General features: G+C 67.1%; 19 protein-coding genes. 11 read left to right on the top strand and 8 right to left on the bottom strand.

Annotated features, from left to right (window positions below):
- Window positions 1–21: 21 nt before the first annotated feature.
- On the top strand, window positions 22–1,047 hold the full coding sequence (gene tsaD, locus Pla108_RS17015) for a tRNA (adenosine(37)-N6)-threonylcarbamoyltransferase complex transferase subunit TsaD (RefSeq protein WP_146446168.1): 1,026 nt from the start codon (window positions 22–24) through the stop codon (window positions 1,045–1,047).
- A 209-nt stretch (window positions 1,048–1,256) separates the two neighbouring features.
- Here tsaD and Pla108_RS17020 read toward each other — a convergent pair whose 3' ends face one another.
- The 3 genes from Pla108_RS17020 to Pla108_RS17030 all read right to left on the bottom strand — a co-directional run bounded on the left by Pla108_RS17020 (window position 1,257) and on the right by Pla108_RS17030 (window position 5,499).
- Window positions 1,257–1,814, bottom strand: a complete 558-nt coding sequence (locus tag Pla108_RS17020) for a hypothetical protein (protein ID WP_146446169.1) — start codon at window positions 1,812–1,814, stop codon at window positions 1,257–1,259.
- Window positions 1,815–2,369: 555 nt separating this feature from the next.
- The gene (locus Pla108_RS17025) at window positions 2,370–3,473 is read right to left on the bottom strand and encodes a S1C family serine protease (protein WP_146446170.1); all 1,104 of its coding nucleotides are present in this window, start codon (window positions 3,471–3,473) and stop codon (window positions 2,370–2,372) included.
- Window positions 3,474–3,567: 94 nt separating this feature from the next.
- Entirely contained in the window at window positions 3,568–5,499 is a 1,932-nt protein-coding gene (locus Pla108_RS17030; RefSeq protein ID WP_146446171.1) for an SLC13 family permease, read from the bottom strand.
- A gap of 361 nt (window positions 5,500–5,860) precedes the next feature.
- Between Pla108_RS17030 and Pla108_RS17035 the strand changes: the two genes are divergently transcribed.
- Entirely contained in the window at window positions 5,861–10,111 is a 4,251-nt protein-coding gene (locus tag Pla108_RS17035) for a VWA domain-containing protein (protein ID WP_197526651.1), read from the top strand.
- Window positions 10,112–10,213: 102 nt separating this feature from the next.
- Here the strand turns inward: Pla108_RS17035 and rph are convergent, their stop codons facing one another.
- From rph to argB, 4 genes are all read right to left on the bottom strand, one after another.
- Entirely contained in the window at window positions 10,214–10,942 is a 729-nt protein-coding gene (rph, locus tag Pla108_RS17040) for a ribonuclease PH (RefSeq protein WP_146446173.1), read from the bottom strand.
- A gap of 172 nt (window positions 10,943–11,114) precedes the next feature.
- On the bottom strand, window positions 11,115–12,041 hold the full coding sequence (gene argF, locus Pla108_RS17045) for an ornithine carbamoyltransferase (protein ID WP_146446174.1): 927 nt from the start codon (window positions 12,039–12,041) through the stop codon (window positions 11,115–11,117).
- An 84-nt stretch (window positions 12,042–12,125) separates the two neighbouring features.
- A complete protein-coding gene (locus Pla108_RS17050; protein WP_197526652.1) occupies window positions 12,126–13,331 on the bottom strand; it encodes an aspartate aminotransferase family protein in 1,206 nt (401 codons plus the stop codon).
- 117 nt (window positions 13,332–13,448) lie between these two features.
- Window positions 13,449–14,318 (bottom strand): acetylglutamate kinase, encoded by an 870-nt coding sequence (argB, locus tag Pla108_RS17055; protein WP_146446282.1) that lies wholly within the window; start codon window positions 14,316–14,318, stop codon window positions 13,449–13,451.
- Window positions 14,319–14,676: 358 nt separating this feature from the next.
- Here argB and Pla108_RS17060 point away from each other — a divergent pair, with 358 nt between their 5' ends.
- From Pla108_RS17060 to Pla108_RS17100, 9 genes are all read left to right on the top strand, one after another.
- The gene (locus tag Pla108_RS17060; RefSeq protein ID WP_231934544.1) at window positions 14,677–15,435 is read left to right on the top strand and encodes a sugar phosphate nucleotidyltransferase; all 759 of its coding nucleotides are present in this window, start codon (window positions 14,677–14,679) and stop codon (window positions 15,433–15,435) included.
- A gap of 83 nt (window positions 15,436–15,518) precedes the next feature.
- Window positions 15,519–16,481 carry a ribose-phosphate diphosphokinase gene (locus Pla108_RS17065; protein WP_146446175.1) on the top strand — a complete coding sequence of 321 codons (963 nt, stop codon included), beginning with the start codon at window positions 15,519–15,521 and terminating at the stop codon, window positions 16,479–16,481.
- A gap of 347 nt (window positions 16,482–16,828) precedes the next feature.
- Window positions 16,829–17,458, top strand: coding sequence for a 50S ribosomal protein L25 (locus Pla108_RS17070; RefSeq protein ID WP_146446176.1), 630 nt, complete (start codon window positions 16,829–16,831; stop codon window positions 17,456–17,458).
- A 60-nt stretch (window positions 17,459–17,518) separates the two neighbouring features.
- Window positions 17,519–18,088, top strand: coding sequence for an aminoacyl-tRNA hydrolase (pth, locus tag Pla108_RS17075; protein ID WP_146446177.1), 570 nt, complete (start codon window positions 17,519–17,521; stop codon window positions 18,086–18,088).
- 83 nt (window positions 18,089–18,171) lie between these two features.
- Window positions 18,172–18,588: a 30S ribosomal protein S6 gene (rpsF, locus tag Pla108_RS17080; RefSeq protein WP_197526653.1), complete on the top strand. Its 417-nt coding sequence runs from the start codon at window positions 18,172–18,174 to the stop codon at window positions 18,586–18,588.
- A 75-nt stretch (window positions 18,589–18,663) separates the two neighbouring features.
- Window positions 18,664–19,140 (top strand): single-stranded DNA-binding protein, encoded by a 477-nt coding sequence (gene ssb, locus Pla108_RS17085; protein WP_146446179.1) that lies wholly within the window; start codon window positions 18,664–18,666, stop codon window positions 19,138–19,140.
- A gap of 85 nt (window positions 19,141–19,225) precedes the next feature.
- Window positions 19,226–19,759 (top strand): 50S ribosomal protein L9, encoded by a 534-nt coding sequence (rplI, locus tag Pla108_RS17090; protein ID WP_146446180.1) that lies wholly within the window; start codon window positions 19,226–19,228, stop codon window positions 19,757–19,759.
- 213 nt (window positions 19,760–19,972) lie between these two features.
- A complete protein-coding gene (dnaB, locus tag Pla108_RS17095) occupies window positions 19,973–21,424 on the top strand; it encodes a replicative DNA helicase (protein WP_146446181.1) in 1,452 nt (483 codons plus the stop codon).
- A gap of 678 nt (window positions 21,425–22,102) precedes the next feature.
- A complete protein-coding gene (locus Pla108_RS17100; protein ID WP_197526654.1) occupies window positions 22,103–25,174 on the top strand; it encodes a BamA/TamA family outer membrane protein in 3,072 nt (1,023 codons plus the stop codon).
- A gap of 140 nt (window positions 25,175–25,314) precedes the next feature.
- Here Pla108_RS17100 and Pla108_RS17105 read toward each other — a convergent pair whose 3' ends face one another.
- On the bottom strand, window positions 25,315–25,587 hold the full coding sequence (locus Pla108_RS17105; RefSeq protein ID WP_146446183.1) for a hypothetical protein: 273 nt from the start codon (window positions 25,585–25,587) through the stop codon (window positions 25,315–25,317).
- Window positions 25,588–25,765 lie beyond the last annotated feature (178 nt).

Genomic DNA, 25,765 nt, shown 5'->3' on the forward strand with positions numbered 1-25,765 from the left:
GCCTCAAGCCTCACCCCTCCTGTGGTTCGCCTCCTCTGTATTGAATCGACTTGCGACGAAACCGCCGCGGCGGTGGTGACCGACTCGCTCGAAGTTCTCGGATCGGTGGTCGCTTCGCAGAACGCCCTCCACGAACGGTTCGGCGGCGTCGTGCCGGAGATCGCCTCGCGGGCGCACGTCGAGCGGATCTTGCCGGTCATCGACGAGACGCTCCGTCAGGCGGGCGTGACGCTCGCCGACCTCGACGGCGTCGCCGTCGCGAATCAACCGGGGTTGGTCGGATCGCTCCTCGTCGGCGTTTGCGCGGCGAAGGCGCTCTGTGTCGCGACCGGTCTGCCGCTGATCGCGATCAACCACCTGCAAGCGCATATCTATGCCTGCAAGATCGCCAGCGGCGAGGAGGTCTTCCCCTGCGTCGGACTGATCGTCAGCGGCGGGCACTCGAACCTCTACCGTTGCGACGGGCCAACCGACTTCACGCCGCTTGGCGGCACGATCGACGACGCCGCCGGCGAGGCGTTCGACAAAGTCGGCTCGCTGCTCGGCTTGCCGTTCCCGGGCGGGCCCGCCGTGTCGCGCGCCGCCGCCAACGGCGACCCCAAGTCGATCCGCTTTCCGCGCCCGCTGCTCGACGACAACACCCGTTTGGCGTTCAGCTTCAGCGGCCTGAAGACGGCGGTCCGTTACGAGATCGCGGGCCCCGGTGGCGACCCCGCTACGGTCGAATTGTCGGAGCAGCGTGTCGCCGACATCGCCGCGAGCTTCCAAGAGGCGGTCGTCGAATGTCTCGTCGGTAAAGCCGAGATGGCGTTGCGGCAGACCGGCTTCAACACGCTCTGCGTCGGCGGCGGCGTCGCGGCAAACGGCCGGCTACGCGAAGGCCTCGAGGCGTCCGCCGCGCGCCACGGGCGCCGCTTGTACATCCCGCCGATGTCGCTCTGCACCGACAACGCGGTGATGGGGGCGATCGCGATCGAGCGATTCAAAGAAGGGAAGTTTGAATCGCTCGAGATGGACGTCTATCCGGGACTGCAGCGGATCGGGTGACGCGCGTGCGGGGGAGGGGGGTGGGTTGGGGGCGTGCTCCGCTTACTGCGTGCGCGGCTCGATGCAACTCGCTTAGCGGAGGCGCTTTGAGCCGCGCACGAAGTAAGCGGAGCGGCCCAAACGCAAGAAAAGCCCCCCCCCGCAAAAAACCGGGCCGGCCCCCGCAAGTGCGGAGACCGGCCCGTCGTTCAATCAGTAGCCGGAGCGCCTCAGCGGTTACGCAGCTGGCAGCTCGGGCAGTACGGCTTCGAGTAGCTCGGTGTCGATACCGGGCCGTCCATCGTCGGCGTGTAAGTCGCGGCCGGCGTCGTTGTTGTCGTCACCGGCTTGGCGACCGTGTAGGCCGTCGCGCGGGCGCCGTCTTCGTGCTTCTTGAGGACGGACGTCCATTCCTGCTTGGTGATGTCGCCCGACACGCGGCGAAGAATCACGCTGCCGCTCTTGTCGATGATCGCGACGTGCGGGAACTCGGTCACCTTGAAGCCTTCAGCCACTTGCTTGCCGTAATCGGTGCTGACATCGATACGGCAGAGGGCGTAGCTGTCCAGCGGGAAAGCGCCGCTGTCGGCGCTGAGCAGGCTCGGGTCGAGTTGCTGCGATTCGTCGCCAGGCTGCTCGAACACCACCAGCAGCGGGTGCTCTTCTTGCTTGGTCTCCGCCAGGGCGACGCCGTAGTCGGCGTGCCATTCCGTCGCGAGCGTCGGGGCCGAGTCGGCGTTGGCAGTCGGGACCGCAACAGCCGCAACGAACATCCAGATCGATAGCATCCTACTTCTCCTGTGGGGTCGACGTCGCAGACTCGCGGGCCCACCGTGACAAGGGCGTCACGGCCGCCGGCGTTGCAGTGGCCGAGCGAAACGGCGTCGGAAAGTTTGAACCGGCTGGGCAGGCGCCTCAGCAAGTAAAATCGGTTCGATTCAGTTCTCGGAAGGAAATGAGCCGGCGGGGACCGCCGCACATCGCGGACGGCAGCCAACGAACGGAATAAAAGCAAAGCGGCCAATCGGATTCGTTGGCAACGACCCTACCCGGGCGACAATCCCGTTCAAGGGGTTGTCGAGGTGATCCACGCCGATTGTGGTGCGATCGCCAACAATTCCGGTCGGGGGGGTGACGCCCTCTGCGGCGTGCTAAGCGGTTGCCAAGCAGCGACTTAACGCTTTCGCTGTTTGTTCAGAGACGCGGCAGCGCGACGCCAAGGAACTCGGCAAAAAAACTTCTTCGCCGAGGTGCATAACCTGTAAATAGAAAAGATAGGCGAGATGGCGCGAGTCGCGTCAGCGCGCGGTTCGCTACTTGACAAACGCGATGAGGGTCGCCGCTCAAGTGGCCCCTAAAGTGACCGGGACATCGACGCGCCTTCCATCGCGCTGCACGGTGAAGACGACGCGATCGCCCGGCGCGTGCGCGTCCATGATCGCCAAGAACTCGGTGTGGGTCGCGACCGGCCGTCCGTCGATGGCGAGGATCAGGTCGGCGTAGTCCTTGTCGAGTTCTTTGATCTCATAGACGACGGCGCCTTGGCGCTCGTAACGCTTCTTCACACGGAAGCCATGGAGCCCCGCGCGCTCGGCGGGACCGTCTTTCGCGAGCTTGGCGATTCGCAAACCGCTTGAGGTTTGGTTGAGAACGACAATGCCGTGGTACGCGCGGACGATGCGGCCCTTCTCGATCAGTTCGGGGACGAACCGCTTGATCCGATCGACGGGGATAGCGAAGCCGACGCCCGAGTTCTGTCCGACCGAGCTACGGATCGCGACGCACATGCCGATCATCTCGGCGGATGTGTTGAGGAGCGGGCCGCCGGAGTTGCCGGGGTTCATCGCGGCGTCGGTCTGGATCATGCCGTCCATGACGCGGCTGTCGATCCGGCTCGGCAGGGAGCGGTTGAGGCTCGAAAGGATGCCAGTCGTCAGCGTGCCGTCGAGGCCGAACGGATTGCCGAGGGCGTAGGCCTTCTGGCCGACGCGGAGGTTGTCGCTGCGGCCGAGGTTGATCGGCGACAAGGCCGCCAGGGCCGCACGCGGCGCGTCGATCTTGAGGACGGCGATGTCGTACTCGCTGTCCGCGCCAATCACTTCCGCGTCGAACGTCTGGTCATCGCTGAGCGTGACTTTGATGCTGTTGGCGTCATCCACGACGTGGTGGTTGGTAAGGACGTGACCCTCGCGGTCGAGAATCGCTCCGGAGCCGGCGCCCTCGCCCCCCTCGATCGGCACGCCGAAGATCGGGTGGTACTGAACGGTGCTGGTCGTCACGTGGACGACGCTGCGGTTGGCGACCTCGTAGACACGGATATTCGCCAGTTCCTCGGGCGTCAGCTGCACCGGCGCCGCGGCCACCGGCGCCGTGGCCTGCTGAGCGATCGCGGTCGGCGCCGCGACGACGAGACAAACGAGCGGAAGTAGCAGGCGTGGGGGATTCATAGCGACGGGTGCGGGCGAAAGGCGGAAAACGTAGCAAGCTTCTAGGCGGTACGCCAAATCGCGGCCGAACGTTCGCCTCCAATCGCGATCTGGGCTAACCGAGCCGGAAGGGCCAGATCAGCCCGATTAGCGTGATCCCCAGCACCGCGATAATCGCCTGCAGGGGCCCGCCGACGCGTAGATAGTCCCGGGGCTGATAGCCGCCGGGGCCCATCACCATCAGGTTGGTCTGATAGCCGACCGGCGTGGCGAAGCTGAGCGAGGCGGCGACCGCCACCGCCATCAAGAAGGGACGCGGGCTGAGGCCGGCCTGCTGGGCGATGCCGACCGCGATCGGGATCATGATCGTCGCGACCGCCGCGTTGGTGATCGCCTCGGTCATGACCATCGACAAGAGGTAAACGCCCGCCAGCAATAGCCACGGCAGAGCGGCCGTCGGGGCTGGGGTCAGCTGGACCGCGCCGACGACGCCGTCGGCGACCCACTTGGCGGCGCCCGAGTGGCTCAGCGACGTCCCCAGCCCGATCGCCGCCGCGATGGTGATGAGCACTTGCAGGTCGATCGCCGAACGGGCTTGGCTCGTCGTCAAGCAGCGGGCCACGATCATCGCCATGACGACGGCGATCCCCGCGATCGGGCGGATGTCTGGCGAAAGCCAAGCCGGCGCCGAGGCGCTCGCGGCGCCGAGCGACGTCGCGACGAGCCATGCCAGCAGGAAGACGAACAGGCCGGTCGCCACCATCGCCCGGTCGTGCCGGCGGGCCGACGAGCCGTCGATCTGGCTCACCAGGTAAAAGTCGCGGCTGTTGCGGTGCGTCTCAACAAACCCGGCCCGCGCCTGCAGGAGCAGGGTGTCGCCCGGCTGCAGGCGGATGTCGCCGATCTTGGTCCCCAGCCGTTCGCCGCCACGGTGGACCGCCACGATCGCCGCGTTGTAGCGCTGGCGGAAGTTGGCCTCGCGGACGGTGCGTCCGTTGATCGGCGACGTGCGCGAGAGCACGGCCTCGGCCAGATGCCGCTTCGTCCGCTCGGCGGGGCGGGACTCGTAGGTGATGTCCGCCGCCGGCACGAGGCCGGGGATCCGCTCGAGGTCGGCGATCGTCCCGACAACGCCGGTAAACACCATCCGGTCGTGGGCGTGGATCACGTCGCCGGGGGCGATCGGCGTGATCACTTCCTCGCCCCGGCTGATTTCGATCAGGAAGAGGCCCGGCAGTTGCCGCAGGCCGGCCTGCTCGACGGTTTTGCTGACCAGCCCGCAGCCCGGCTGCACGAGCATTTCCACCAGGTACTCGCGGCGACGGTCGCCGAAGTCCTCCAGTAGGTCGGTCCGGTCGGGCAGCCGCTTGGGGGCGACCAGCAGCATGTAGCCGATGCCCGCCAACGCGATCGGGACGCCGACGGCGCCGACCTCGAAGAAGCGGATGTCGGCCGACTCTGCGACAAAGGCGTCGGAGACCGAGCCGGCGGCGGCTTGCAGTGACAGGTCGGCCCGGACTTTGGCGATCTGAGCGTTACAGACCAGCGTGGTGCTGGTGCCAATCACCGTGACGACGCCCCCCAGAATGACCAAGTAACTGAGCGGGATCATCAGCCGCGACGGCGACACGCGGTGCTTGCGGCACCAGTCGATCACCACCGGGGCGAGCATCGCCACCAACGGGGTATTGAGCACAAAGGCCGAGATCGGGGCCACCAACGCCAAACGTCGGAGCGCCTCGCGCTCGGTCCGGGCCGACCCCAGGAGCAGTCCGCCGATCCAGTCGAGGGCGCCGGTGGTCTGCAGCCCCGCGGCGGCGGCAAAGAGGGCCCCAATCAGCAAGACGGGGGGGCTCGCGAACCCCGCCAGGGCCTCTTTCGGGGGGATCGACCCACCCAGGGTGACGATCGCCAGTCCACCCAGGAAGAGCAGCTCGACCGGCGTCGAACGCCGGACCATCAACGTGATAAAGACCCCCGCCACCACTACCAGCGAGAGCGTGCCTTGCGGCGTCAGCGAGGCGGCAAGGGCTAGCGTCGAGGGCATAGGGGGTGGTGGAGGCCAGCGCTGCTAGGGAATCAGTCGCCCGTCGGGCGGGCCGGTTATCGTAGTTCCGCGGGCGATTTGCTGCGCGGCTGTTTTTTTCGCCCCGCCAAGCCTTAGGACCGTCGCGACCGGCCGGGCGAATTGGGCGAAATCCGGTGGAAGGGCTTCGGAGGCCCGGATAAGATGGAGGCTCTTGGCTAAATACGCAGCCGGCAACGGTTTGCGCCGCCAATCTTACATTGGCTGTCGCGATACCGGACCCGACTGCGGACGAAGTCACAGACAAGGACCGCGCCGGCCGCGGTTCGCGATTTGGACAGAGATGAGAACCGGCTTTCCCAAAGCGGAGCAGGCCCCGAAGATGATTTCGACGCGTACTTGTCGGTTGACGTTTGTTTACTCCCTCGCTGCGCTGCTGGTCAGCCCGGCTACCGGCTTGGCTGCCGGCGACGCCCCTGGCGACGTGGACCTACAGGTCTACGACGCTCCAACGGGCGAGCGGTACTTCGCCGCCAGCTTTGGCCCGGTCGCTGCGCCGGCCCAGCCGACGCCGATGGACCTCGTCATCGTCGCCGACACCTCCGCCAGTCAGGTGGGGCCGTTCCGGTCGACCACGCTGGCCGCCGTTGAGGCGTGCCTGGCGAGCCTCCACCCGGAGGACCGCGTCGAACTGATCGCCGCCGACCTCGACGCCCGCGTCTTGACCGCGGCGCCGGCCGCCCCCGAAAGCACCGAACTAACAGCCGCCCTCGCGGCGCTCACCGAGGTGACCCCGCTGGGCGCTTCGGAATTGCGTGGAGCGATCGAGTCGGCCGCCGACCGGTTGGCGAAGGGTGAGAGCTCGCGCCGCCGGGCCATCCTTTACATCGGTGACGGCGTCTCGATGGGCGCCACCAAGCTCGCGGGCGCCTGGGCCGACACGGTCCGCCAGCTCCGCAGCGACCGCGTGGCGGTCTCGAGCTTTGCGGTCGGACCGCAGAAGAACGCCGCGATGCTCGCGTCGCTCGCGAATCTGACCGGCGGCAACCTTTACGTTGACGACCCCGGCATCGCCGAGGACGACGCCGACGCCCGCCGTCGCGGGCAGCGGGTTGGCCGCGTCCTCGCCGACTGGGCCCACGCCGACGTGGTCTGGACCGATTCGGCGTCGGCGAACGACGCCGTGCTAGCCGCCTACCCGGCCGACATGCCGCCGCTCCGCAGCGACCGCGACACCGTCGTCATCGGCCGCCTAGCCGCCGAAGCGACCGCCCTAGAGGTTGACGCCCTGTCGGGCGACGAGACGCTCGCTTGGTCCGCCAAGACGCCCGCTTCGGACGACGAAAACGCTTACCTGACGACGTTGGTCGCCGACGCCGCCCGCGATGGCGGCTTGTCGCTCACCACCCTTGGTTCGGCCGGCCTGAGCGAAACGGGCCGCGCGATCGCCGCCGAGACCGACCGCCTGGCGACCATCGCCGAGCAGGCCGTCGCGATGGGCGACGCCGAGGGCGCCGTCCGCATCAGCCAAGCCGTCTTGCAACGTGATCCGGGCAACCTGCGGGCCCAAACGGTCCAGCACGCGGCCGACGCCGACCGGAAGACGCCGATCCGCACCGCCCAGCTGGAGGTTCTCGAGTCGCCCGCCGCCGAGGAAGTGCTGGCCCCCGGCACCCCGGCGTTTGAAGGCCCGGTCGCCGGTTCGGCGCCGCTGACCGACGGAGCGATCGTCGATGCCCCCGGCGTGAATGCGACCCCTTCGGACGCGTACCCGATGCAGCCCGGCACGGCCTACGAGGACCAGGGCTTCTACCCGCCCGCCGAAGCGGTGGTCGATGGTCGGTTCCTCAACTCGATTGACCGCAACCGGGCCGTCTTCGCCCAGTTGCTGGAGAAAGAAGTCCAAAACGCCATCGTCGACGCCCGCACTGAAATGTCGAGCGATCCCGAGGGCGCCACCCAATCCTTGAAGCTGATGCTGCAGAGCGTCGAGCGGGCGCCCGAGCTGGTCGCATCGACTCGGGCGGGCCTCATCGACAAGCTGCAGTCGGCCCTCCGCGAGGCGTCCCGGCAAGCGATCATCAAGGACGAGCTCGACCGCGAGCGTCAAGAGAATCTGGCCGCCGCCCAAGAGCGTCGCCTGCTGCTCGACCGCATGGCGCAGAAGCGTGAGCGGATGAAGCAGCTGATCGAACGCTTCAACGCCCTGATCGACGAGCGCCGCTTCGCCGAGGCGAGCGAAGTCGCTCAGATCGCCGAGGACCTCGACCCCGAGGGCGTCGTCCCGCGTGTCGCCCGCGTCTGGGGCGAGGCGAAGCGTTACCACGAACTCAACATGGAGCTCCGCGAGCGTCGCGCCGCGATGTTCTTGGAGGCCATGTACCAGGCCGAAGAGTCGTTCATGCCGTTCCCGGACAACGTCCCGATGGTCTATCCGGACCCGGAAAAGTGGCGTGAGCTGACCCGCCTGCGTGAGAAGTACAAGGCGGTCGACGTGGCGGGCGAAAGCCCCTCCGAGAAGGCGATCGCGGAGGCCTTGAAGAGCCCGTTGCCGAGCGCCGGCCTCGACTTCCCGGACGGCACGCCGCTCGAAGAAGTCGTCACTTACCTGCGCGTAGAGTACGAGATCGAAATCGTCCTCGATAACATCGCGCTCGACGAATTGGGCCTCGGCCCCGATGAGCCGATCCAGGTGAGCCTCCGCAACGTGTCGCTCCGTTCGGCGCTGCGGCGTATGCTCGAGCCGCTCGAGTTGACCTACGTCATCGACGACGAGGTGCTGCTGATCACCACGCAGGAAGAAGCCCTCACCAAGCTGACCGTGAAGGTCTACCCGGTCGCCGACCTCGTGATCCCCATCCCGCCGCCCCAGCAGGGTGGCATCGGCGGTGGTGGCGGCGGTGGTGGCCTCGGCGGCGGTGGCGGTGGCGGCCTCGGTGGCGGCGGCGGTGGTGGCCAGGGCGGCGGCGGTTTCGGCGGCGGTGGCGGGGCCTTTAGTGTCCCCGACGACCTGTCGGCGGTCCGCCTCGCGAAGCAGCCCCGCACGCTCCAGATCGAAGAGGAGTCGGCCCCGGCCCATCAAGCTCCGGCGCCGCAGTCGGATGCCCCGAAGGCGCCCGTCGGCAAAACGATCGAACTCCCGGCCCACGGCGCCGATTCGGCCGCTTGGGACGCCGCTCTCGAAGACAGCGCCGACTCGGCCGATTCGCTGCGTGACGCGACGCGCCGACTGATGGCCGACAAGCGGTACGGCGACACGACCCAGTTGATCGGCGCCGCAATCCGCGCCGGCAACCCCCAGCCTTGGATGTACGAGTCGCTCGGCATCGCGATGCAGCTCGACGGCAAGGCCCAACCCGAGATCGAGCGGGCGGTCCTCTCGGCCGTCGATCTCGCCACCGACGCCAATCAACTCGTCGCGATCGCTGACTACCTCGTCGGCATGGGCCTCGACCGCCGCGCGGTGCAGGTCTATCGCCTGGCGTTGGAGCGTGACCCGCTGCTGCAAGAAATCCTCGGACCCGCGCTCGCCGCGGCAAAGCGGAGCAACGACGTCGACGCCCTCCGCTGGGCGACCACGGCCGTGCTCGAACGGACCTGGCCCGCCGAGCTCCAGCCGATCGCCGGCGAGGCGCAGCGGGTCGCCAAGGCGCTCGCCGCTCGACTCGAGGCGGACGGCGATAGCCGCGTCGCCGAGCGTTACCGCAACCAACTGGCCGAAGCCAACCGTCGCGACTGCGTCGTCCGCGTTAAGTGGACCGGCGAGGCCGACGTCGATGTGGCGGTCAAAGAGCCCGCCGGCGGCGTTTGCTGGGCCGGCGAGCCCCGCACCAGCGGCGGCGGCGCCCGTATCGAGTCGCTCGCCGACGCGTCGGACGACGCGGTCCGCAGTGAAGCGTACGAGTGCTCGCGCGGCTTCGCGGGCGTGTACGAAGTCTTGGTCAACAAGGTCTGGGGCGATGTGGTCGCCGACTCGGTGACGGTCGAAATCACCGTCGCCGAAGGGACCGAAGCGGCCGAGACGCAGTCGCACCAAGTGAAGCTCGATGAGAACGGCAAGGCTTTGGTGAAGTTCAACGCCCCGACCGGACGCCGTGTCGAGCCGATCGCCGAGGAGAAGCTGGCCCAGGCCCTGCGTCGTCAGGACAAGGTGGCCCGCTCGGTGGTCGCCCAACAGCTCAGTTCGCTGGCGGACCCGACCGCGGTGTCGCTGCGGCCCGACCAGGCGGTTCGCCGTCGCCGCGCCCTAGCGGGTGCGGGAACGGTCGGCTTCCAGCCGCAGATCGTGGTTCTCCCCGAGGGAACGAACCTCAGCGTGTCGGCCGTCGTTTCGGCGGACCGTCGTTACGTCCGGGTTAGCCCGACGCCGACGTTCTCGGTGATCGGCGACGTCGCCACCTTCTCGTTCTCGGGCGGTGGCGTGAATCCGAACGACCAGTTCGCAGCGGCTGGCGCCCAGCAGGCGGGCGCCGCAGGCGGCTTCGGCGGCGTCGGCGGCGGCTTGGCCGGTGGCGGCGGGCTTGGCGGTGGCGGCCTCGGCGGCGGCGGACTCGGTGGTGGAGGCGGCGGCCTTGGCGGTGGTGGCGGTGGTCTCGGCGGTGGTGGTGGTGGCCAGGGTGGCGGTCAGTTCTGACCCTCACCCGACGGGACTTCCCCTACCGGGGCCTTCACCTACCGAACGTAGAAAGCAACGCCGCGATCGCCTCTGGCTGAATGCCTCACGTGGCTTACAGCTTCACGCCGCGCCGTTCTGCAGGTCGGTGATCTGGGCGATCCCTTCGATCGCCAGATCGAGCATCGCGTTGAGCTGCGCACGGCTGAACGTCGTTCCCTCGCCCCCGCCCTGGACCTCGATCAGGTCGCCAGTGCCGGTCGCGACGACGTTCATATCGACTTGGGCGGTCGAGTCCTCGGGGTAATCGAGGTCGAGCGCCGCTTCATCCCGGACGAGCCCGACACTGACCGCGGCCACGCTGCCGATGAGCGGCTTGCCGGGTCCGACGACGTCGCCCTCGGGGAACAGCAGTTGGCCGTCCTCGTTGCGGATCGTCGCGATGGCGTCGCGTAGCGCCACCCAGCCGCCGGTGATGCTGGCGGTGCGGGTGCCGCCGTCGGCGCGGAGGACGTCGCAGTCGACGGTCAGGGTCCGTTCGCCGAGCGCCGCCAGGTCGACGCCCGCACGGAGCGAACGGCCGATGAGCCGCTGGATCTCGGTCGAACGGCCGTCGGGCTTCCGCGCCTTACGCGGGCTCGTCGAGCCAGGCAGCATGTTGTACTCGGCGGTGACCCAGCCGCGGCCCTTGCCGGCCAGCCAGGGGGGCGTCTCGTTCGAGAGACTCGCCGTGCAGAGCACGGTCGTCTGACCCCACTCGACCAGGACGCTGCCGGCGGCGGCCGAGGCGTAGCCGCGGGTTAGTTTCAAGGAACGCAGTTCGTTCGCGGCGCGGCCGTCGTGGCGTGGCATGTCGTCGAGTTGTTGGTGTGAGAGTTTGCGTCGCCAATGTCGAGACGGCGAGCCGGAAGCGTCAGCGCCCGGAGTGTTGTGGGTACACGGTTTGTTGAGCGTGCACCTCGTTCACTCCGGGCGCTGACGCTTCCGGCTCGCCTACGTTCTGCTCTAGGCGCCGTTGTTTTGTTCAGTCGTGCGCGTGCGAGCCTAGCAGCCAGACGAGGATGCCCTTTTGAACGTGCAGCCGGTTGGCGGCTTGCTCGATGACGGCGCTGCGGTCGTGGTCCATGACGCCGTCGGTCACTTCCTCGCCGCGATGGGCGGGGAGGCAGTGGAGGAAGATGGCGTCGTCGGGCGCTTTGGCGAAGAGGGCTTCGTTGACCTGATAGTCGGCGAACGCCTTCTTGCGGACGTCGGCCTCGTGCTCCTGCCCCATGCTGGCCCAGATGTCGGTGTAGACGGCCGACGCGCCATCGATCGCGGCGACGGCGTCTACGGTTGACGAGAGCTTCGCGCCCGGGCACTGCTGGCGGAACCTGTCGAGGAGCGCCGGGTCCATCTGGTAGCCCTTCGGCCCGGCGATTACGAACTCGACGCCCAGCCTTGCGCAGCCGTGGGCGAGGCTGCGGGCGACGTTGTTGGCGTCGCCGATCCACGCGACCTTGCGGCCCTTCAGGTCCCCAAAACGCTCGCGGATCGTGTAGAGGTCCGCCATCGCTTGGCAGGGGTGCGAGATGTCGGTGAGTCCGTTCACGACCGAGCAATCGGCGTGCTTGGCGAACTCGGTGACGGTGTCGTGCCGCTTGCTGCGGATGACGACGACGTCGACCATCTGGCTGAGCACGCGGGCGAAATCGACCAACGCCTCACGCGGGCCGCCGAAGCCCGTATCGGAGCCGAGCATCAGGCTCGAGCCGCCGAGGTGCGCCATGCAGGACTCGAAGCTGACGCGGGTCCGCAGCGACGGCTTCTCGAACAGCAGCGCAAGGACTCTCCCCGGCAGCAGCGGCTCGCGGACGCCCTGCCTCAGCTTGTCCTTGAGGTCGGTGGTCAGCGCGAAGATCGTCTCGATCTCAGCGGTGGAGACGTCGTCGAGCGTTACGAAGTGACGCATCGGAAGTGGGGATTCGGAAGTGGGAAGTGGGAATGCGGAAACTTGAGCGAGGCGTCGTGAGCCGTGTCGTCCTTGACGCCTCGCTTAGCTTGCCAGGTTGCGGAGGACCTCGATGAGGATTTCGCAACCCTCGTCGCACTCGGCGTCGCTGAGATTCATCGCCGGGAGGAGGCGGATCACCGTCCCCTGCGTGCAGTTGATCAGCAGGCCGCGCTTCATGCACTCGGCGACGACCGGGGCGCCCTCGACCAAGAGCTCGATGCCGATCATCACGCCACAATGGCGGAACTCCTTGACGTGGGGCAACTCGTCGACGAGCGGCGCGAGGCGCTGCTCGAACCGCTTGCCGATCTGCTTGGCCCGCTCGAGGAGGCCTTCGCGCTCGATCGTTTCGATCGTGGCGATACCGGCGCGGGCGGCTAAGGGGTTGCCGCCGAAGGTGGCCGCGTGCATGCCGGGACGCAGGCTGGGGGCGATTTCGGCGGTGGTCAGCATCGCTCCACCCGCAACGCCGCCGCAGAGGCTCTTGGCGAGCGTGATCACGTCGGGCGTCACGCCCATCGTCTGGTACGCGAACCAGTCGCCGGTCCGGCCGCAGCCCGCCTGGACCTCGTCGAAGACCAGCAGCAGGCCGTGCTCGTCGGCGATCTCTCGGAGCCCTTGGAGGAAGCCCTCCGGCGCGAGGCGGACGCCCCCTTCGCCTTGGATCGGCTCGACCATGATGCCGGCCGTCTCGTCGTCGATCAATTCACGGACGGCGTCGAGGTCGCCGAACGGGGCGTAGCTGAAGCCCGGGACGAGGGGGCCGAGGCCCTGGTGGTACTTCGGCTGGGCGGTGGCGCTGGTGGCGCCGAGCGTCCTGCCGTGGAAGCCGCCGGTGAAGGTGATGATCTTGTAGCGGTCCTCGGGCGTGTGGAGCCGTACGAGTTTGATAGCGGCCTCGTTCGCCTCGGTCCCCGAGTTGCAGAAGAACGCCTTGCCGCCGAAGGAACGCTCGCTGAGCATCTTGGCCCACAGGCCTTGGGCCTCGGTGTGCCAGCTGTTGGGGACGTGGATCAGCGTGGCGACTTGCTGCTGCACCGCCTCGACAACGGCCGGCGGACAATGCCCCAACAGGTTGCAGCCCCAGCCCGGGAAGTAATCGAGGTACTTGTTTCCCCGGTCGTCCCAGACCCACGAGCCCTCGCCACGCACCAAGCAGACCGGGTACCGGCCGTAGTTGGGGACGACGTAGTCCTTGTAGAGGTCCGCCGTGGCGGGTGACATCGTCGATTCGGCAGTCGCTGACATAGGATTCACCGCGGAGAATGCGGAAGGCGCGGAGGTAAGAAGACGATGTTTGGCACGGGTAGCAGCAGGCCTCCGCGCTCTCCGCGACCTCCGCGGTGAGCCCGATAGACATGGCGATCAAGCCGCGGGTTCGTTGACAATTTGCGTGCCGACGCCCTGGTTGGTGTAAATCTCGAGCAGCAGCGAGTGGCGGAGCTTGCCATCAACGATGTGGACCTTGCCGACGCCGTTGGCGAGCGTCTGGAGGCAGGCCTCGACCTTCGGGATCATCCCGCCCGAGATGACGCCGGCGCCGACTAGTTCTTTGGAGAGCGACGGCGTGAGCGTGCCGATCCGGCTGGAAGGGTCGTCCTTGTCGCGGAGCACGCCGTTGACGTCGCTGAGGAAGACCAGCTTCTCGGCGCCGAGCGCCTCGGCGACCGCCATGGCGGCGGTGTCGGCGTTGACGTTCAAGAGCTGCCGTTTGCCGTCGACCACCTCGTCGGTCTCGCACAAGCAAGGGATCACGGGCACCTGGCCGGCGAAGCAGAGGTTCTCGATCGCGTCGCGATCGACCCGGGTGACGTGCCCGACGTGGCCCAAGTCGAGCCGCTCGCCGTTCTCGCCTTCCAGCGTGATTGGCTCGCCGTAGAGGACGTTGTTGTTCGATTCGCCGGTCGTGTTGAGCGGCATCGCCCGGCCGCCGTACGACTCGATCTTGTTGGCGATCAGCTCGTTGAGTTCGCCGCCGAGGACCTTCTCGACGATGCCGAGCGTGGCGTCGTCGGTGTAGCGGCGTCCCTGGACCCAACGGGGTTCGAGTCCCGCGGCGGCCATCGCTTGGTTGACCGCCTTGCCGCCGCCGTGGACGACCACCGGCCGCATGCCGACGGTCTCCATAAAGACGATATCGATCAGCAGGTGCCGGAGCGCTTCCTCGTCGTCGAGCAGGCTCCCGCCGAGCTTGATGACGGTCACGCTATCACGGAACCGGCGGATCCAGCCCATCGCCTCGATGAGGACGTCGGCTTTCTGGATCGCTTTTTTGGGGATCGGTTCTTGCACGTGATCGGGACAGGGGTGGAGCGTCTCGGGAGCGGCGGGGCAATCCGACAGGATAGGGCCGCCGGGATCGGGCCGACGGGATCGGGGGACTAAGGCGCCAAAGAGCCAAGGGAGGCCCGGCCCGCGAATCCCGCAATTTACGCGGGTTGGCGCTCGCGGTCCAGGCAAGGCGCCCCCGCCCGTGACGCCGGCGCTCCTGGAACCCGACCGCCGATTCGGCGATGATTCATCGTTGGCCCGCCTCGGTTCGCCCGACGCCCCGGCTTCCGAGACGCGTCCCCCCTTTCGTTATCCCTAGAAAATGCCCGACCTTCCGCCCGCCGCCCCGATGGCGATCGTCCTCGCCGCCGGCAAAGGGACGCGGATGCAATCCGACCTGCCGAAGGTGCTCGTGCCGGTCGCTGGCCGGCCGATGATCCGGTACGTCGTCGAGGGGCTCCGCGCCGCGGGCGTCGAGAAAATCGTGGTCGTGGTCGGCTATCAGGCGGACCTGGTGCGACAAGAACTCGCTAGCGAGCCTGGCGTCGAGTTCGCGCTCCAAGCCGAGCAACTCGGCACCGGCCACGCCGTGATGATGTGCCGCGAAGCCATTGCGGGACACTCCGGCCCGGTCGTCATCGTCACCGGCGACTCGCCGATGCTGCAGGCGTCGAGCGTCGAGGCCCTGCTCGCCGATTTCACACAGACCCACCCGGCCTGCCTGCTGGGCACGGCGCACCGCGAAGACCCGACCGGGCTGGGGCGGATCGTCCGCGACGCCGCGGGGCGGTTCGTCGGCATCGTTGAGCACAAGGACTGCACGCCAGAGCAGTTGGCGGTCACCGAGGTGAACATGAGCACCTACGTGTTCGACGCCGTCGATCTGCTGGCTTCGCTCGAATCGCTAACGACCGACAACGCGCAGGGCGAGTACTACGTCACCGACTGCCCCGGCCTGCTGCTGGCGGATGGGAAAGATGTTCGCGCCCTGGCGGCCCTCAAGCCGTGCGAGGCGCTGAGCGTCAACACGCTGGCGGATTTGGCGGTCGTGGAAGCGGAAATGAAGAAGATGAAAAGGTAGGAGGCTTGAGGCGGCAGGCCTGAGGAACAGGGCCCGGCCACCCGCCCTCAAGACTCACCACTCAGGACTCACCCCCCACGACGATGCACGACCTCAAGCTTTTCAGCGGCGGCGCCAATCCGCGTCTCAGCCAGTCAATCGCCGACTATCTGGGGGTGCCGCTGGGGCATATTTCGTTGGGACGATTCCCGGACGGCGAGATCAGCTGCAAGATCGACGAGGACGTCCGCGGCCGCGATGTCTTTCTAATCCAGCCGACGTGCCCGCCGGTCAACGAGAACCTCATCGAGCTTCTCGTGATGATCGACGCGTGCGTCCGCGCTAGCGCCGAGCGGATCACCGCGGTGATCCCCTACTTCGGCTACGCCCGGCAGGACCGCAAGGACGAGGGCCGCGTGCCGATCACGGCGAAGCTCGTCGCCAACATGATCGCGCGTGCGGGCGCAAATCGAGTGCTGACGATGGACCTGCATGCGGCCCAGATCCAGGGTTTCTTCGACGTGCCGGTGGACCACCTCTACGCGGCGCCGGTGCTGACCGAGCACTTCCTCGAAGCCCTCGAAGATGTCGGCGACATCGTCATCGTTAGCCCCGACGAGGGGAGCATCAAGCGCGCATTGGGGCACGCCAAGCGGCTTGGCGCCAACCGCGACGGCGGGGCGCCCGTCGCGATCATCGACAAGCGTCGCACCGGGCCGACGACGACCGTGCAGGCGAATATCCTCGGCGGGCCGGTCGAGGGGCGCACGGCCCTGATGTTCGACGACATGATCAGCACAGCGGGATCGATCGCCGGCGCCGCCAAGGTGCTTCACGAGCACGGCGTCAAGGCGATCCACGTCGGGGTGACGCACGCCGTCCTCTGCGGTCCCGCGATGGAGCGACTCGAGGAGGCGAACCTAGCGAGCCTCGTCTGCACCAATTCGATCCCCCTGACCGAGGCCCAACGGCTGCCGCAGACCCACGTGCTCGATGTCGGCCCCACGCTCGGCGAGGCGATCAAGCGGATCCACCGCAACGAGTCGGTCAGCAAGCTGTTTAGATAATCACGCCAGTGCAGCAGCCAAAAACGCCCAGGACGCTCAAAGCCCGCAAATCGCCTGAGCCGGGGGCGCGAGCCCTCGGAGAGACGCCGGCGATCCGCTTCGACTCCGAGGGCTTGCGCCCCCGGCTCAGGCGTCAGCCAATTGGCTGCCTCGGACGGAAACCTGAGGAAAGCGGCCCTTGATCCCTGGGCGGAATCTGCCATAATCCGCGATTCTCGCCGGTCCGGCAGTCCCAGTGGGCGGTTGGTTCCTCTGGCGAGACCAAGCCATTCCCGTCCGGGCCGAGCCACGCCCTCCCCTCCGTCCTTCGGAGTGTTGCGTGGGTCCGCCGTTTGAGGAGATTTTTGATGTCAGATACCCTCGCCGCCCAGCGGCGTGAAAAGATCGGCTCGCGGGCCTCGATGCGTCTGCGTGCCGAGGGGCTGGTCCCCGCCGTGCTGTACGGCCACAAGGAAGCCGCGGTGAGCCTGTCGCTGCAGTCGACGGAGCTCCGCAAGTCGCTCGCCCACAAGGCGAAGGTCGTCAACCTGTCGGGCGACGCCTCGGGTCAGGCGATCATTCAGGCGCTGCAGTGGGACACCTTCCACCGCGAATTGCTCCACGTGGACCTGTTGCGGGTCGACGCCGGCGAGCGCGTCCACGTGACCGTACCGCTTGAGACCAAGGGTGAGGCCGTCGGCGCCGTCGAAGGTGGCGTCGTCACGATGGTGGTCGATCACATCGAGATCGAGGCCCCCCCGGCCAGCATTCCCGAGGTGCTGCACCTCGATATCACGAATCTCCACCTGGGCGACAGCATGTCGGCCAGCCAGATCACCGACTTGCCCGAGGGCGCCAAGCTGCTGACCGACGCGGACACCGTGCTGGTGCACTGTGTCCCGCCCGCCGGGGCGCCGGCGCTCGATGGCCCTGCGGCCGCTTCGGAGTCTCCCGAGGTGATCGCCAAGGGTGGCGAGGAAGAAAAAGACGGCGAGTAGCCGCGAGACGACCTCCCCCGCGGGAGGGCCGGAAGTCCGAGGGCTGTTGGGAGCCAATCGATGAAAATCGTCGTTGGCCTTGGCAACCCAGGCAAGCAGTACGAGGCGACGCGGCACAACGTCGGCTTCGACACCCTGCGGCTCCTGGCGGAGCAGTTTTCCGCCGAGACGCCAAAGTCGAAGTTCGACAGCTACGTCACCGAAGCGATGGTCAACGGCGAGCGAACGCTCCTCGTTTGGCCCCAGACGTTTATGAACCGCAGTGGCCAGGCGGTTCGCCAGGTGGTGCAGTTCTACAAGACGCCGCTAGAGGATTTGCTCGTTATCTGCGATGATTTCGCCCTCGATGTGGGGCGGCTGCGGATCCGGGCGAAGGGCTCCTCGGGCGGTCAGAATGGGCTGAAGGACGTGGCCCAGCAGCTAGCGACCGAGGACTACCAGCGTTTGCGGATCGGGGTCGGCCCGGTCCCGAGCGGACGCAACGCGGCGGACTTCGTCCTCGGGCGATTCGCCTCGAAAGAGCGCGAGCTGGTGGAGGTGGCGATTGCCGACGCGGCGGCCGCGGTCGCCTGTTGGGCGGAAGCGGGCGTCACCGAAGCGATGAACAAGTTCAACGGCGCCGGGTCCTAAGGGCCCGCTGCCGCACGCGATATTACGAAGCGATCCACGAACCTATCCTGCGGCGCCAACGCGCCGACAACGAGGGCGATCCCTTGGCACAAAACGTTTACGAAGGCCTGTTCATCTTCGACGCGAACAAGTTCGCTCGGGACCACGACGCGCTGCCCAAGGCGGTGGAAGAGATGATCACCTCCGAAGGGGGCGAGGTCGTCGTCAGCCGCCTCTGGGAAGAGCGTCGGCTCGCTTACGCCGTCAAGGGACAGCGCAAGGGCGCCTACTGGCTGATCTACTTCCGCCAGGATGGCGACAAGATCACGGGCCTCAACCGCGCTTGCGAGCTCAAGAGCGGCGTGCTCCGCCACATGGTCCTCAAGATCCACCCGCGTCTGGTTGAGCCGATCCTCGAGCACGCGACCGCGGCCCCGATCCACGAGGGCGAAGGCGAGGGAGAAGGCGCCGCTACCGCCGAATCCGCGCCCGCTCCCGCCGAGGCGACCGCCGCCGAGTGAGCCCAACGGCTCCTGCTGTGAAGGCCCCGCTCCGACGTTTAACGCTCCACGACTTTAGCCCCGTGGCGAACCGCAATGGCCAGCTACAACCGCGTCGTCCTCGTCGGTAACCTGACGCGCGACATCGAACTCCGTTACATCCCGAGCGGGACCGCTGTGTCCGAGATCGGCCTCGCCGTGAACGACCGGGTCAAGAAAGGGGACCAGTGGGTCGATGAGACAACCTTCGTCGATGTGACCCTCTGGGGCCGCACCGCGGAGGTCGCCAACCAGTACCTGACGAAGGGCTCGTCGGTTCTCATCGAGGGTCGGTTGAAGCTCGACACGTGGGAAAAGGACGGCCAGAAGCGTTCCAAACTCCGCGTCGTCGCCGACAAGATGCAGATGCTCGGCGGCCGCGGCGAAGGCGGCGGTGGTGGTGGCGGCGGCCCTCGTGGCGGCGCGTCGCGAGCCCCCGCTAGACAGCAAGAAAGTTACGATCAGGACCAGGACTACGGCGACAGCTACTCGTCGGCGCCCTCGGCCCCTCCCGAAGACGACATTCCATTTTGAGTCGGCGGTTGGCAGTCGGCAGTGAGCAGTTTCTGTTCGCGGCTTGCTTGCCCACTGCTTACTGCCCACTGCCCAATACGCAGCCATGGCCACTACCAAGCAAAAGAAACTCAAGCGTACCCCGGTCCGCACCAAGCGCTTGCCGCGCGGTGAGAACGGCGGCGTCGAGCTGCTCTTGATCCAGTCGGTCGAGCACCTGGGCAAGCAAGGCGACGTGATCGAGGTCAAGGCGGGCTACGCCTTGAACTACCTCGTCCCCGAGGGCCTGGCCACGATCGCCAACGACCACCACAAGCGGATGGTCGAGAAGCACAAGGCGAAGCTGGCCGAGATCGAGCGTGAGCGCCAAGCCGAGCTCCGCAAGCAAGCCACCGAGATCGCCAAGCAGAGCGTCACGATCGAGGCCAAGGCGACCGAAGAGGGCCACCTCTACGGCAGCGTCGGCGCCACCGAGATCGTCGCCGCCCTCAAGAAGCAAGGCGTCACCATGGCCGCCGAGCAGATCAAGCTCGAAGGCGTCCTCAAGGAGCTGGGTCTCTACACCGTCAAGATCCGCTTCTCGAGCGAGGTCGAGGGCGAGCTCAAGGTGTGGGTCGTCCCGGCTGTTGGCGACGAGTAAGTCCAACGACCGCTAGCATTTACGCACACGAGGCAGCCGCCCGGCGACGGACGGCTGCCTCGCTCGTTGATGCCTCTGGACGCTGACGCTTGCGGCTCCCGGCCCGCGTTTGGTGAACGACCCTTGGGCAGAGAGCCGCAAGCGTCAGCGCCCGGAGCGTACCCTCGCCCCGCTCCGCCACAACTAACGCCGCCCCCGTTCGAAGGAGTGAACATGTCGATCGGCGAATCTCGCGACCGGAAGGACTCCCCGCACCGCGGCCGCGGTGGTTCGCAGCCCACGCCGCCGTCGATCCTTGATCGCCAACTCCCGCAGAGCATCGAGGCCGAGAAGGCGGTTATTTGCAGTGTTCTCTTGCTGCCGTCGGTCGCCGACGAGGTCGCGCTGATCCTGCGACCGGACGACTTCCTCGACGACGGCAACCGCCGCATCTACGGCCACCTCGTCGCGATGCACGACGACGGCGTCGCCATCGACGTGATGCTGCTCATCCAGCGGCTGCGTGACGCGGGCGAGTTCGAGGCGATCGGCGGCAACTCGTACCTCGCCGAGCTGAGCGACACCGTCGCCACCGCGGCCCACGCCGAGCATTACGCCCGGATCGTGCGCGAGAAGGCGACGCTCCGCAGCCTGATCGAAGCCTCGACCGACACGCTCCGCGACGCCTACGACCCAACGATCGAGCCGCGGCAGCTCCTCAGCCAAGCCGAAGAACGCGTCTTCGGCATCCTCGAGTCGAAGGGGCAGGGCCAGGTCCATTCGATCCGCGACGTGTTGCACCAGGCGCTCGAACGGATCGACGCCCGGATGAAGCAAGACCACGCGTCGAGCGGGCTCGAGACCGGGTACGACGATTTCGACGAGATGACCGGCGGCTTCCACGGCTCGGAATTGATTATCCTCGCCGCCCGCCCGTCGATGGGCAAAACGGCGCTCGCGATGAACATGGTCGAGCACGTCGCGATCGACTGCCAGCAGCCGACGCTCTTCGTGAGCCTCGAAATGTCGGCGCTCGAGCTGGCGGACCGCCTGCTCTGTTCACGCGCGATGGTGAACGGCCACAAGCTCCGCAACGGCCAGATCTCGATCGAGGACCGGCAGAAGCTGATCCGCACCGCCGCGGAGATCAGCACGGCCCCGCTCTACATCGACGACTCGCCGAGCCGGACGATGACCGAAATCTCCGCCGCCGCCCGGCGGCTCAAGCGCCGCGACGGGCTCGGCCTGATCGCGATCGATTACCTGCAGCTGATCGACCCCGACAACTCACGCGACCCCCGGCAGGAGCAGGTCGCGAAGATCGCCCGCCGGCTGAAGGGCCTCTCGCGCGAGCTGAACGTGCCGGTGCTCTGCCTCGCGCAGCTCAACCGCCAGACCGAGTCGTCGCGCGACAACAAACCGCAGCTGTCGAACCTCCGCGAATCGGGCGCCATCGAGCAGGACGCCGACGTCGTGATGTTCATCCACCGCGAAGAGTACTACGCCTCGAACGAGGAAGAACGCGAGCTACACCGCGGGGAAGCCGACCTGCTCATCCGCAAGCAGCGCAACGGCCCGGTGGGCGACGTGAAGCTGACCTGGCTGCACGACTACACGCGTTTCACCAACCGCGCCCCCCAGCAGTACGACGAGTTCTCTGGCGGATGGGGCGGCGAGGAGGGGTGAGGCCCCCTGCTGGAAAAGGGGCCGGGCCTACTTTGCTAGCGTTCTGCGTTACGAACTGGTCGCACGAGAATTGGCGACTTTCCGGGGGAAAGATCGTCAACCGTGGTGCAGCGGATCCTCGACTCGGGACGCTGAGGCCCCATCGCCCCAGGCGCTTCAAAGTGAGCCGTCGGCGCTAGCCGCGGTTGAACCCGGCTGTGACGCCACCCGCGGCTAGCGCCGACGGCTCACTGATTTCCAGATCGACAAGACCTTGGAGCATGGCGGATGCCCCGCGTGCTAGCACGCCGCCACGGTGAAAAGCGGGTTGGTCGGTCCCCTTCGGTCTTGTTCCCGTGAGAGGCATTCTCTAGTTCTACGCGGCCCTCCGCTGCGTCGGGGGGTCGGCGGACCCCGCGTCCGCCGCCCGAACGCCGTGGAACGCCGCTCATCGACCCCTGCACGCCCGCGATGCCGCAAGCCAAACCATTCCTGTCGGTCCGGCCGTCTTCGTCACGCCATCGAGCGGGGCGATCGGCTGCTCTGCGTTGGGCGATCGCGGTTGGAGGAGGCCTCTTTTCCGCGTGGATCGCTGCGGCGCCGGTCTGTGGCCAGGGTTACGGCGACGGTTTCGGTTCGTCCCCCGCCGCTCGGCCGCCGATGCCGAGCGAGAACAAACAACGTCGTGCGACCTCGGGGTTGAGCGAATTCGCCACCGACGAGCTCGTCGCCGACATCCAAGTGCGGGGCAACCGCACCGTCCCCGCCGCGAGAATCACGGGCCAGATGCAGACCCGCGTCGGGCGGCCCTTCGACCCCCGCGCGCTGGCGGCCGACATCAAGAAGCTGGCTTCGCTCCCCTACTTCGTGACGGTTCGCCCGCTGCACAAATCGACCGAGGCGGGACGCGTCATTGTGCTCGAGGTCGTCGAGCGTCGGACGCTGCGGTACGTCGAGTACCTCGGCAACGAATCGGTCAAGGAGAAGAAGCTTGCCGAGGCGACGGGGCTGGCGGTCGGCGGCGCCGTCGATCCCTACGCGGTCGAAGAAGGCAAACGCAAGATCGCCGCCCTCTACCAAGATAACGGCTTCAATCGCGTCCACGTCGAGGTCGTCGAGGGGAGCAAGCCCGAGGACCAAGGCGTCGTCTACAGCATCAACGAGGGCGCCCTCGAGAAGATCTGGGCGGTTGAGTTTGTTGGCAACGAGTTTGCGTCGGAAGGCCAGCTGAAGAACAAGATCGACACGAAGCCCGGCTTCGCTTGGTTGATCGGTGGCAAACTGAAACGCGACGCCCTCGACTCGGACGTCCAGAAGCTTACCGACTACTACCGCTCGTACGGGTTCTTCCGCGCCGATGTCGGCCGCACGGTCGAGCTGAACGACGAAGGGACTTGGGCGACGGTTCGCTTCGCCATCAACGAGGGTCCCCGCTACGCGATCCGCAACGTGACGCTGAACGGCGTGACGATCTTCGAGGAGTCGAGCGTCCGCGCCGGCTTGAAGCTGAGCGATGGGAAATCCTTCGAGCGTTTGATCCAGCAAGCCGACGTGGCGTGGCTTCGCGATCTCTACGGCAGCCGCGGTTATATCTTTGCCGACGTGCGGGCCGAGATGCTCTTCCTCGAAGAGCCGGGCAAGATCGATCTGGTCTACAACGTCGAAGAAGGCAAGCGTTGGCGGGTTGGCCAGATCCTCGTGAACATCAAAGGCGAAGACCCCCACACCCGGCTGCCGGTGGCGCTCAACCCGCTGGGCATGGCGCCGGGCGACTGGATCGACATCCGCAAGATCCGTGACGCCGAACGCCGACTCGGCGCCTCGGGCATCTGGAACCGCAGCCCGGCGCAAGGGACCGTGCCGAACATCACCTACGAGCCCTCGGAAGAAACCAAGCAGCAGCTGGCTAACGAAGAGAAGGCGGAGGAGAAGGACCGCGAGGGGGTTTTCCGCGGGCAGAGCCAAGCCCCGTCCGGCCCGACCCCGTGGACCTCGTACAAGCCGCCGCTGCCGTCGGTCTACCAAGTGCAGCAATTGCAGCCCGTCGCCGCCGACGGCTGGGCGCCGCGGACGACGCACGCCGTCGCCAAGGAGCCTGTCGCCGCCGAGCCGGGCGTCTTCCGTGGTCAGAGTCCTAGCTACGGCTACCCTTCCGCAGGACAACCGGCGAATGGGTCGGTCTACCAGGTGCAGCAGTCGAACGCCGGGACGGCCGAAGAGGCGCTCGCCCGCAGCGGGACGATCTTTGCCGATCCCGGTCCACCCGCCGGCGCGATCTACAACGGTTCGACCGCCGCGGACGCCCACTACAACGCCTACACCGGTGGGTACGGCGGCACGGCGGTCGGCGCGACGGACCCGAGCGTAGCGCCGGTGAACGCGTACGGCGCGCCGGTCCAACCCATGGGCGTGGTCGAAACTCCCAACAGTGTCGCCCCGGCGCAGTACGCGCAGAGCTATCCGGCGACGCCCGGCTATCCCCCGCAGCCGGCTTACCCGCCCGCCGCGAGTTACCCCCCCGCGGATCAGCCGCCGCAGAACTACCAGAGCGCGCCGATCGCGCCGCCGACTTACGGCCAGCCAACCAGCCCGGTGTACGGCTCGGTAGCCGCCGATTCGTACCAGTCGATGAATCCGGTCAACACGCGGATCTTCCCGTCGCAAGTTTACGCGCCGACGCCGGTGCCGCCGCCGAACGACCCGTTTGCCGACCTTGTGCTGAATCTCGAAGAGACGCAGACGGGCCGCTTCATGGTGGGCGTCGCGGTGAACTCGGACGCGGGCGTTGTCGGCCAGATCTCGCTCGACGAGCAAAACTTCGACTGGCGCCGTTTCCCGCGGAGCATGCAGGACGTTTACGACGGCACCGCGTTCCGCGGCGGCGGGCAGCGGTTCCGCCTCGAAGCGGCGCCGGGCACCCAGGTGCAGCGCTATCTCGCGAGTTGGCAAGAGCCCTACCTGCTCGACACACCGATCAGCCTCAACCTGAGCGGGTCGTACTACGACCGTCGTTACGACGACTGGGACGAAAACCGCCTCGGCGGCCGTGTCGGGCTCGGTTACCAATGGACCGATCGCGACCTGTCGGGCATGCTCACCTACCGTGGGGAGAGCATCAAATTTGACTCCGACAACAACATTCTCGTTCCCGAGTATGTGGAAGCGGAAGGTAAGAACTCGCTGCACGGCTTTGGCGTCCGGCTGGTGAACGACAAGCGAGACAATCCGTTCTTGGCGACCGAGGGCTACTACGTCTCGGGAAGCGTCGAGCAGGTGGTCGGATCGTTCACCTACACAAGAGCTGAAATCGACGCCCGGACCTACATGCTTCTCAAAGAGCGGCCCGACCATACCGGGCGGCACGTGTTGACCTTCCAGACGCGACTCGGCATCACCGGGTCGGACACGCCCGTCTACGACCGTTGGTACGCGGGCGGCTTCTCAACGATGCGCGGCTTCGACTTCCGCGGCGCCTCGCCTCTGCGGAACGGCTACGAGGTCGGTGGCGACTGGATGTTCATCAACACGCTGGAGTACATGTTCCCGCTCACGGCGGACGACATGATCCACGGCGTGGCGTTTGTCGATCACGGCACGGTGACCGAGTCGGTGTCGCTCAGCGACTACCGCGTCGCGCCCGGTCTCGGCCTGCGGATTACGGTCCCGGCGATGGGCCCGGCGCCAATCGCGCTCGACTTCGCCTGGCCGGTGGCGGGACCCGACTTCGACGACAAACGGGTCTTCACGTTCAACGTCGGCTTCCAGCGCTAGCGCTTGTTAGGAGCCTGGGCGGGTGGAAGGCGGTCCGCGGCGCCACCCGCGGCTAGCGCCGACGGCTCAAGCACGAGCAGCTAGTTTGAGGCGTCTGCGCTAGCCGCGGGCGGCGCCACGTTCGATTGGCGCGCTCAATCTCAATACCGCCGGTGGGTCGACCATCGCATCAGGTCGCCGTTGTAATCGCGGTGCCACGACGGTTGCGGGTAGTGCCTTTCGGCCCCGAACCATCCCCACTGAAACGGCGGGGCGGCTTGCGCGTAGTTCACCGGGCCGGCGTACGGCGCCGAGTAGGTTGGGCCGGTGGCGCAGGGCGTGTACCCGTCGGCGCTGCTACCCGCCAAGACGGCCAGCGTTAGAATCGAGCCGCCCAGGCAGCAGCGTAGTCGTTGAGATAACAGCGAAAGCATTCGACGAGCCTCTGGTTTGGGCGGCGCCCCCCTTGGCGATCCCTGAGGGTTGTTTCGACTGGGTAAAGGCCGAGACTTTGGGGTACCCGGCGACTTGCGCCGGGGCGGGCAAGAAAAGCCCGCAAGGTGTCACCGCAGATTGCCAGCGCTGCCCCAACGGCGCCGGCGCCACCGTTGG

The sequence above is a fragment of the Botrimarina colliarenosi genome, assembly GCF_007859955.1.
In the GTDB taxonomy this organism is placed as follows: Bacteria; Planctomycetota; Planctomycetia; order Pirellulales; family Lacipirellulaceae; genus Botrimarina; species Botrimarina colliarenosi.

Coding starts and splice junctions, on each gene's coding strand:
- Pla108_RS17070 (WP_146446176.1), top strand. CDS start 16,829: ATGTCAGATACCCTCGCCGCCCAGCGGCGTGAAAAGATCGGCTCGCGG.
- Pla108_RS17020 (WP_146446169.1), bottom strand. CDS start 1,814: ATGCTATCGATCTGGATGTTCGTTGCGGCTGTTGCGGTCCCGACTGCC.
- Pla108_RS17030 (WP_146446171.1), bottom strand. CDS start 5,499: ATGCCCTCGACGCTAGCCCTTGCCGCCTCGCTGACGCCGCAAGGCACG.
- Pla108_RS17105 (WP_146446183.1), bottom strand. CDS start 25,587: ATGCTTTCGCTGTTATCTCAACGACTACGCTGCTGCCTGGGCGGCTCG.
- Pla108_RS17035 (WP_197526651.1), top strand. CDS start 5,861: ATGATTTCGACGCGTACTTGTCGGTTGACGTTTGTTTACTCCCTCGCT.
- rph (WP_146446173.1), bottom strand. CDS start 10,942: ATGCCACGCCACGACGGCCGCGCCGCGAACGAACTGCGTTCCTTGAAA.
- Pla108_RS17050 (WP_197526652.1), bottom strand. CDS start 13,331: ATGTCAGCGACTGCCGAATCGACGATGTCACCCGCCACGGCGGACCTC.
- dnaB (WP_146446181.1), top strand. CDS start 19,973: ATGTCGATCGGCGAATCTCGCGACCGGAAGGACTCCCCGCACCGCGGC.
- pth (WP_146446177.1), top strand. CDS start 17,519: ATGAAAATCGTCGTTGGCCTTGGCAACCCAGGCAAGCAGTACGAGGCG.
- argF (WP_146446174.1), bottom strand. CDS start 12,041: ATGCGTCACTTCGTAACGCTCGACGACGTCTCCACCGCTGAGATCGAG.
- Pla108_RS17060 (WP_231934544.1), top strand. CDS start 14,677: ATGCCCGACCTTCCGCCCGCCGCCCCGATGGCGATCGTCCTCGCCGCC.
- argB (WP_146446282.1), bottom strand. CDS start 14,318: ATGGGCTGGATCCGCCGGTTCCGTGATAGCGTGACCGTCATCAAGCTC.
- Pla108_RS17025 (WP_146446170.1), bottom strand. CDS start 3,473: ATGAATCCCCCACGCCTGCTACTTCCGCTCGTTTGTCTCGTCGTCGCG.
- rplI (WP_146446180.1), top strand. CDS start 19,226: ATGGCCACTACCAAGCAAAAGAAACTCAAGCGTACCCCGGTCCGCACC.
- Pla108_RS17065 (WP_146446175.1), top strand. CDS start 15,519: ATGCACGACCTCAAGCTTTTCAGCGGCGGCGCCAATCCGCGTCTCAGC.
- ssb (WP_146446179.1), top strand. CDS start 18,664: ATGGCCAGCTACAACCGCGTCGTCCTCGTCGGTAACCTGACGCGCGAC.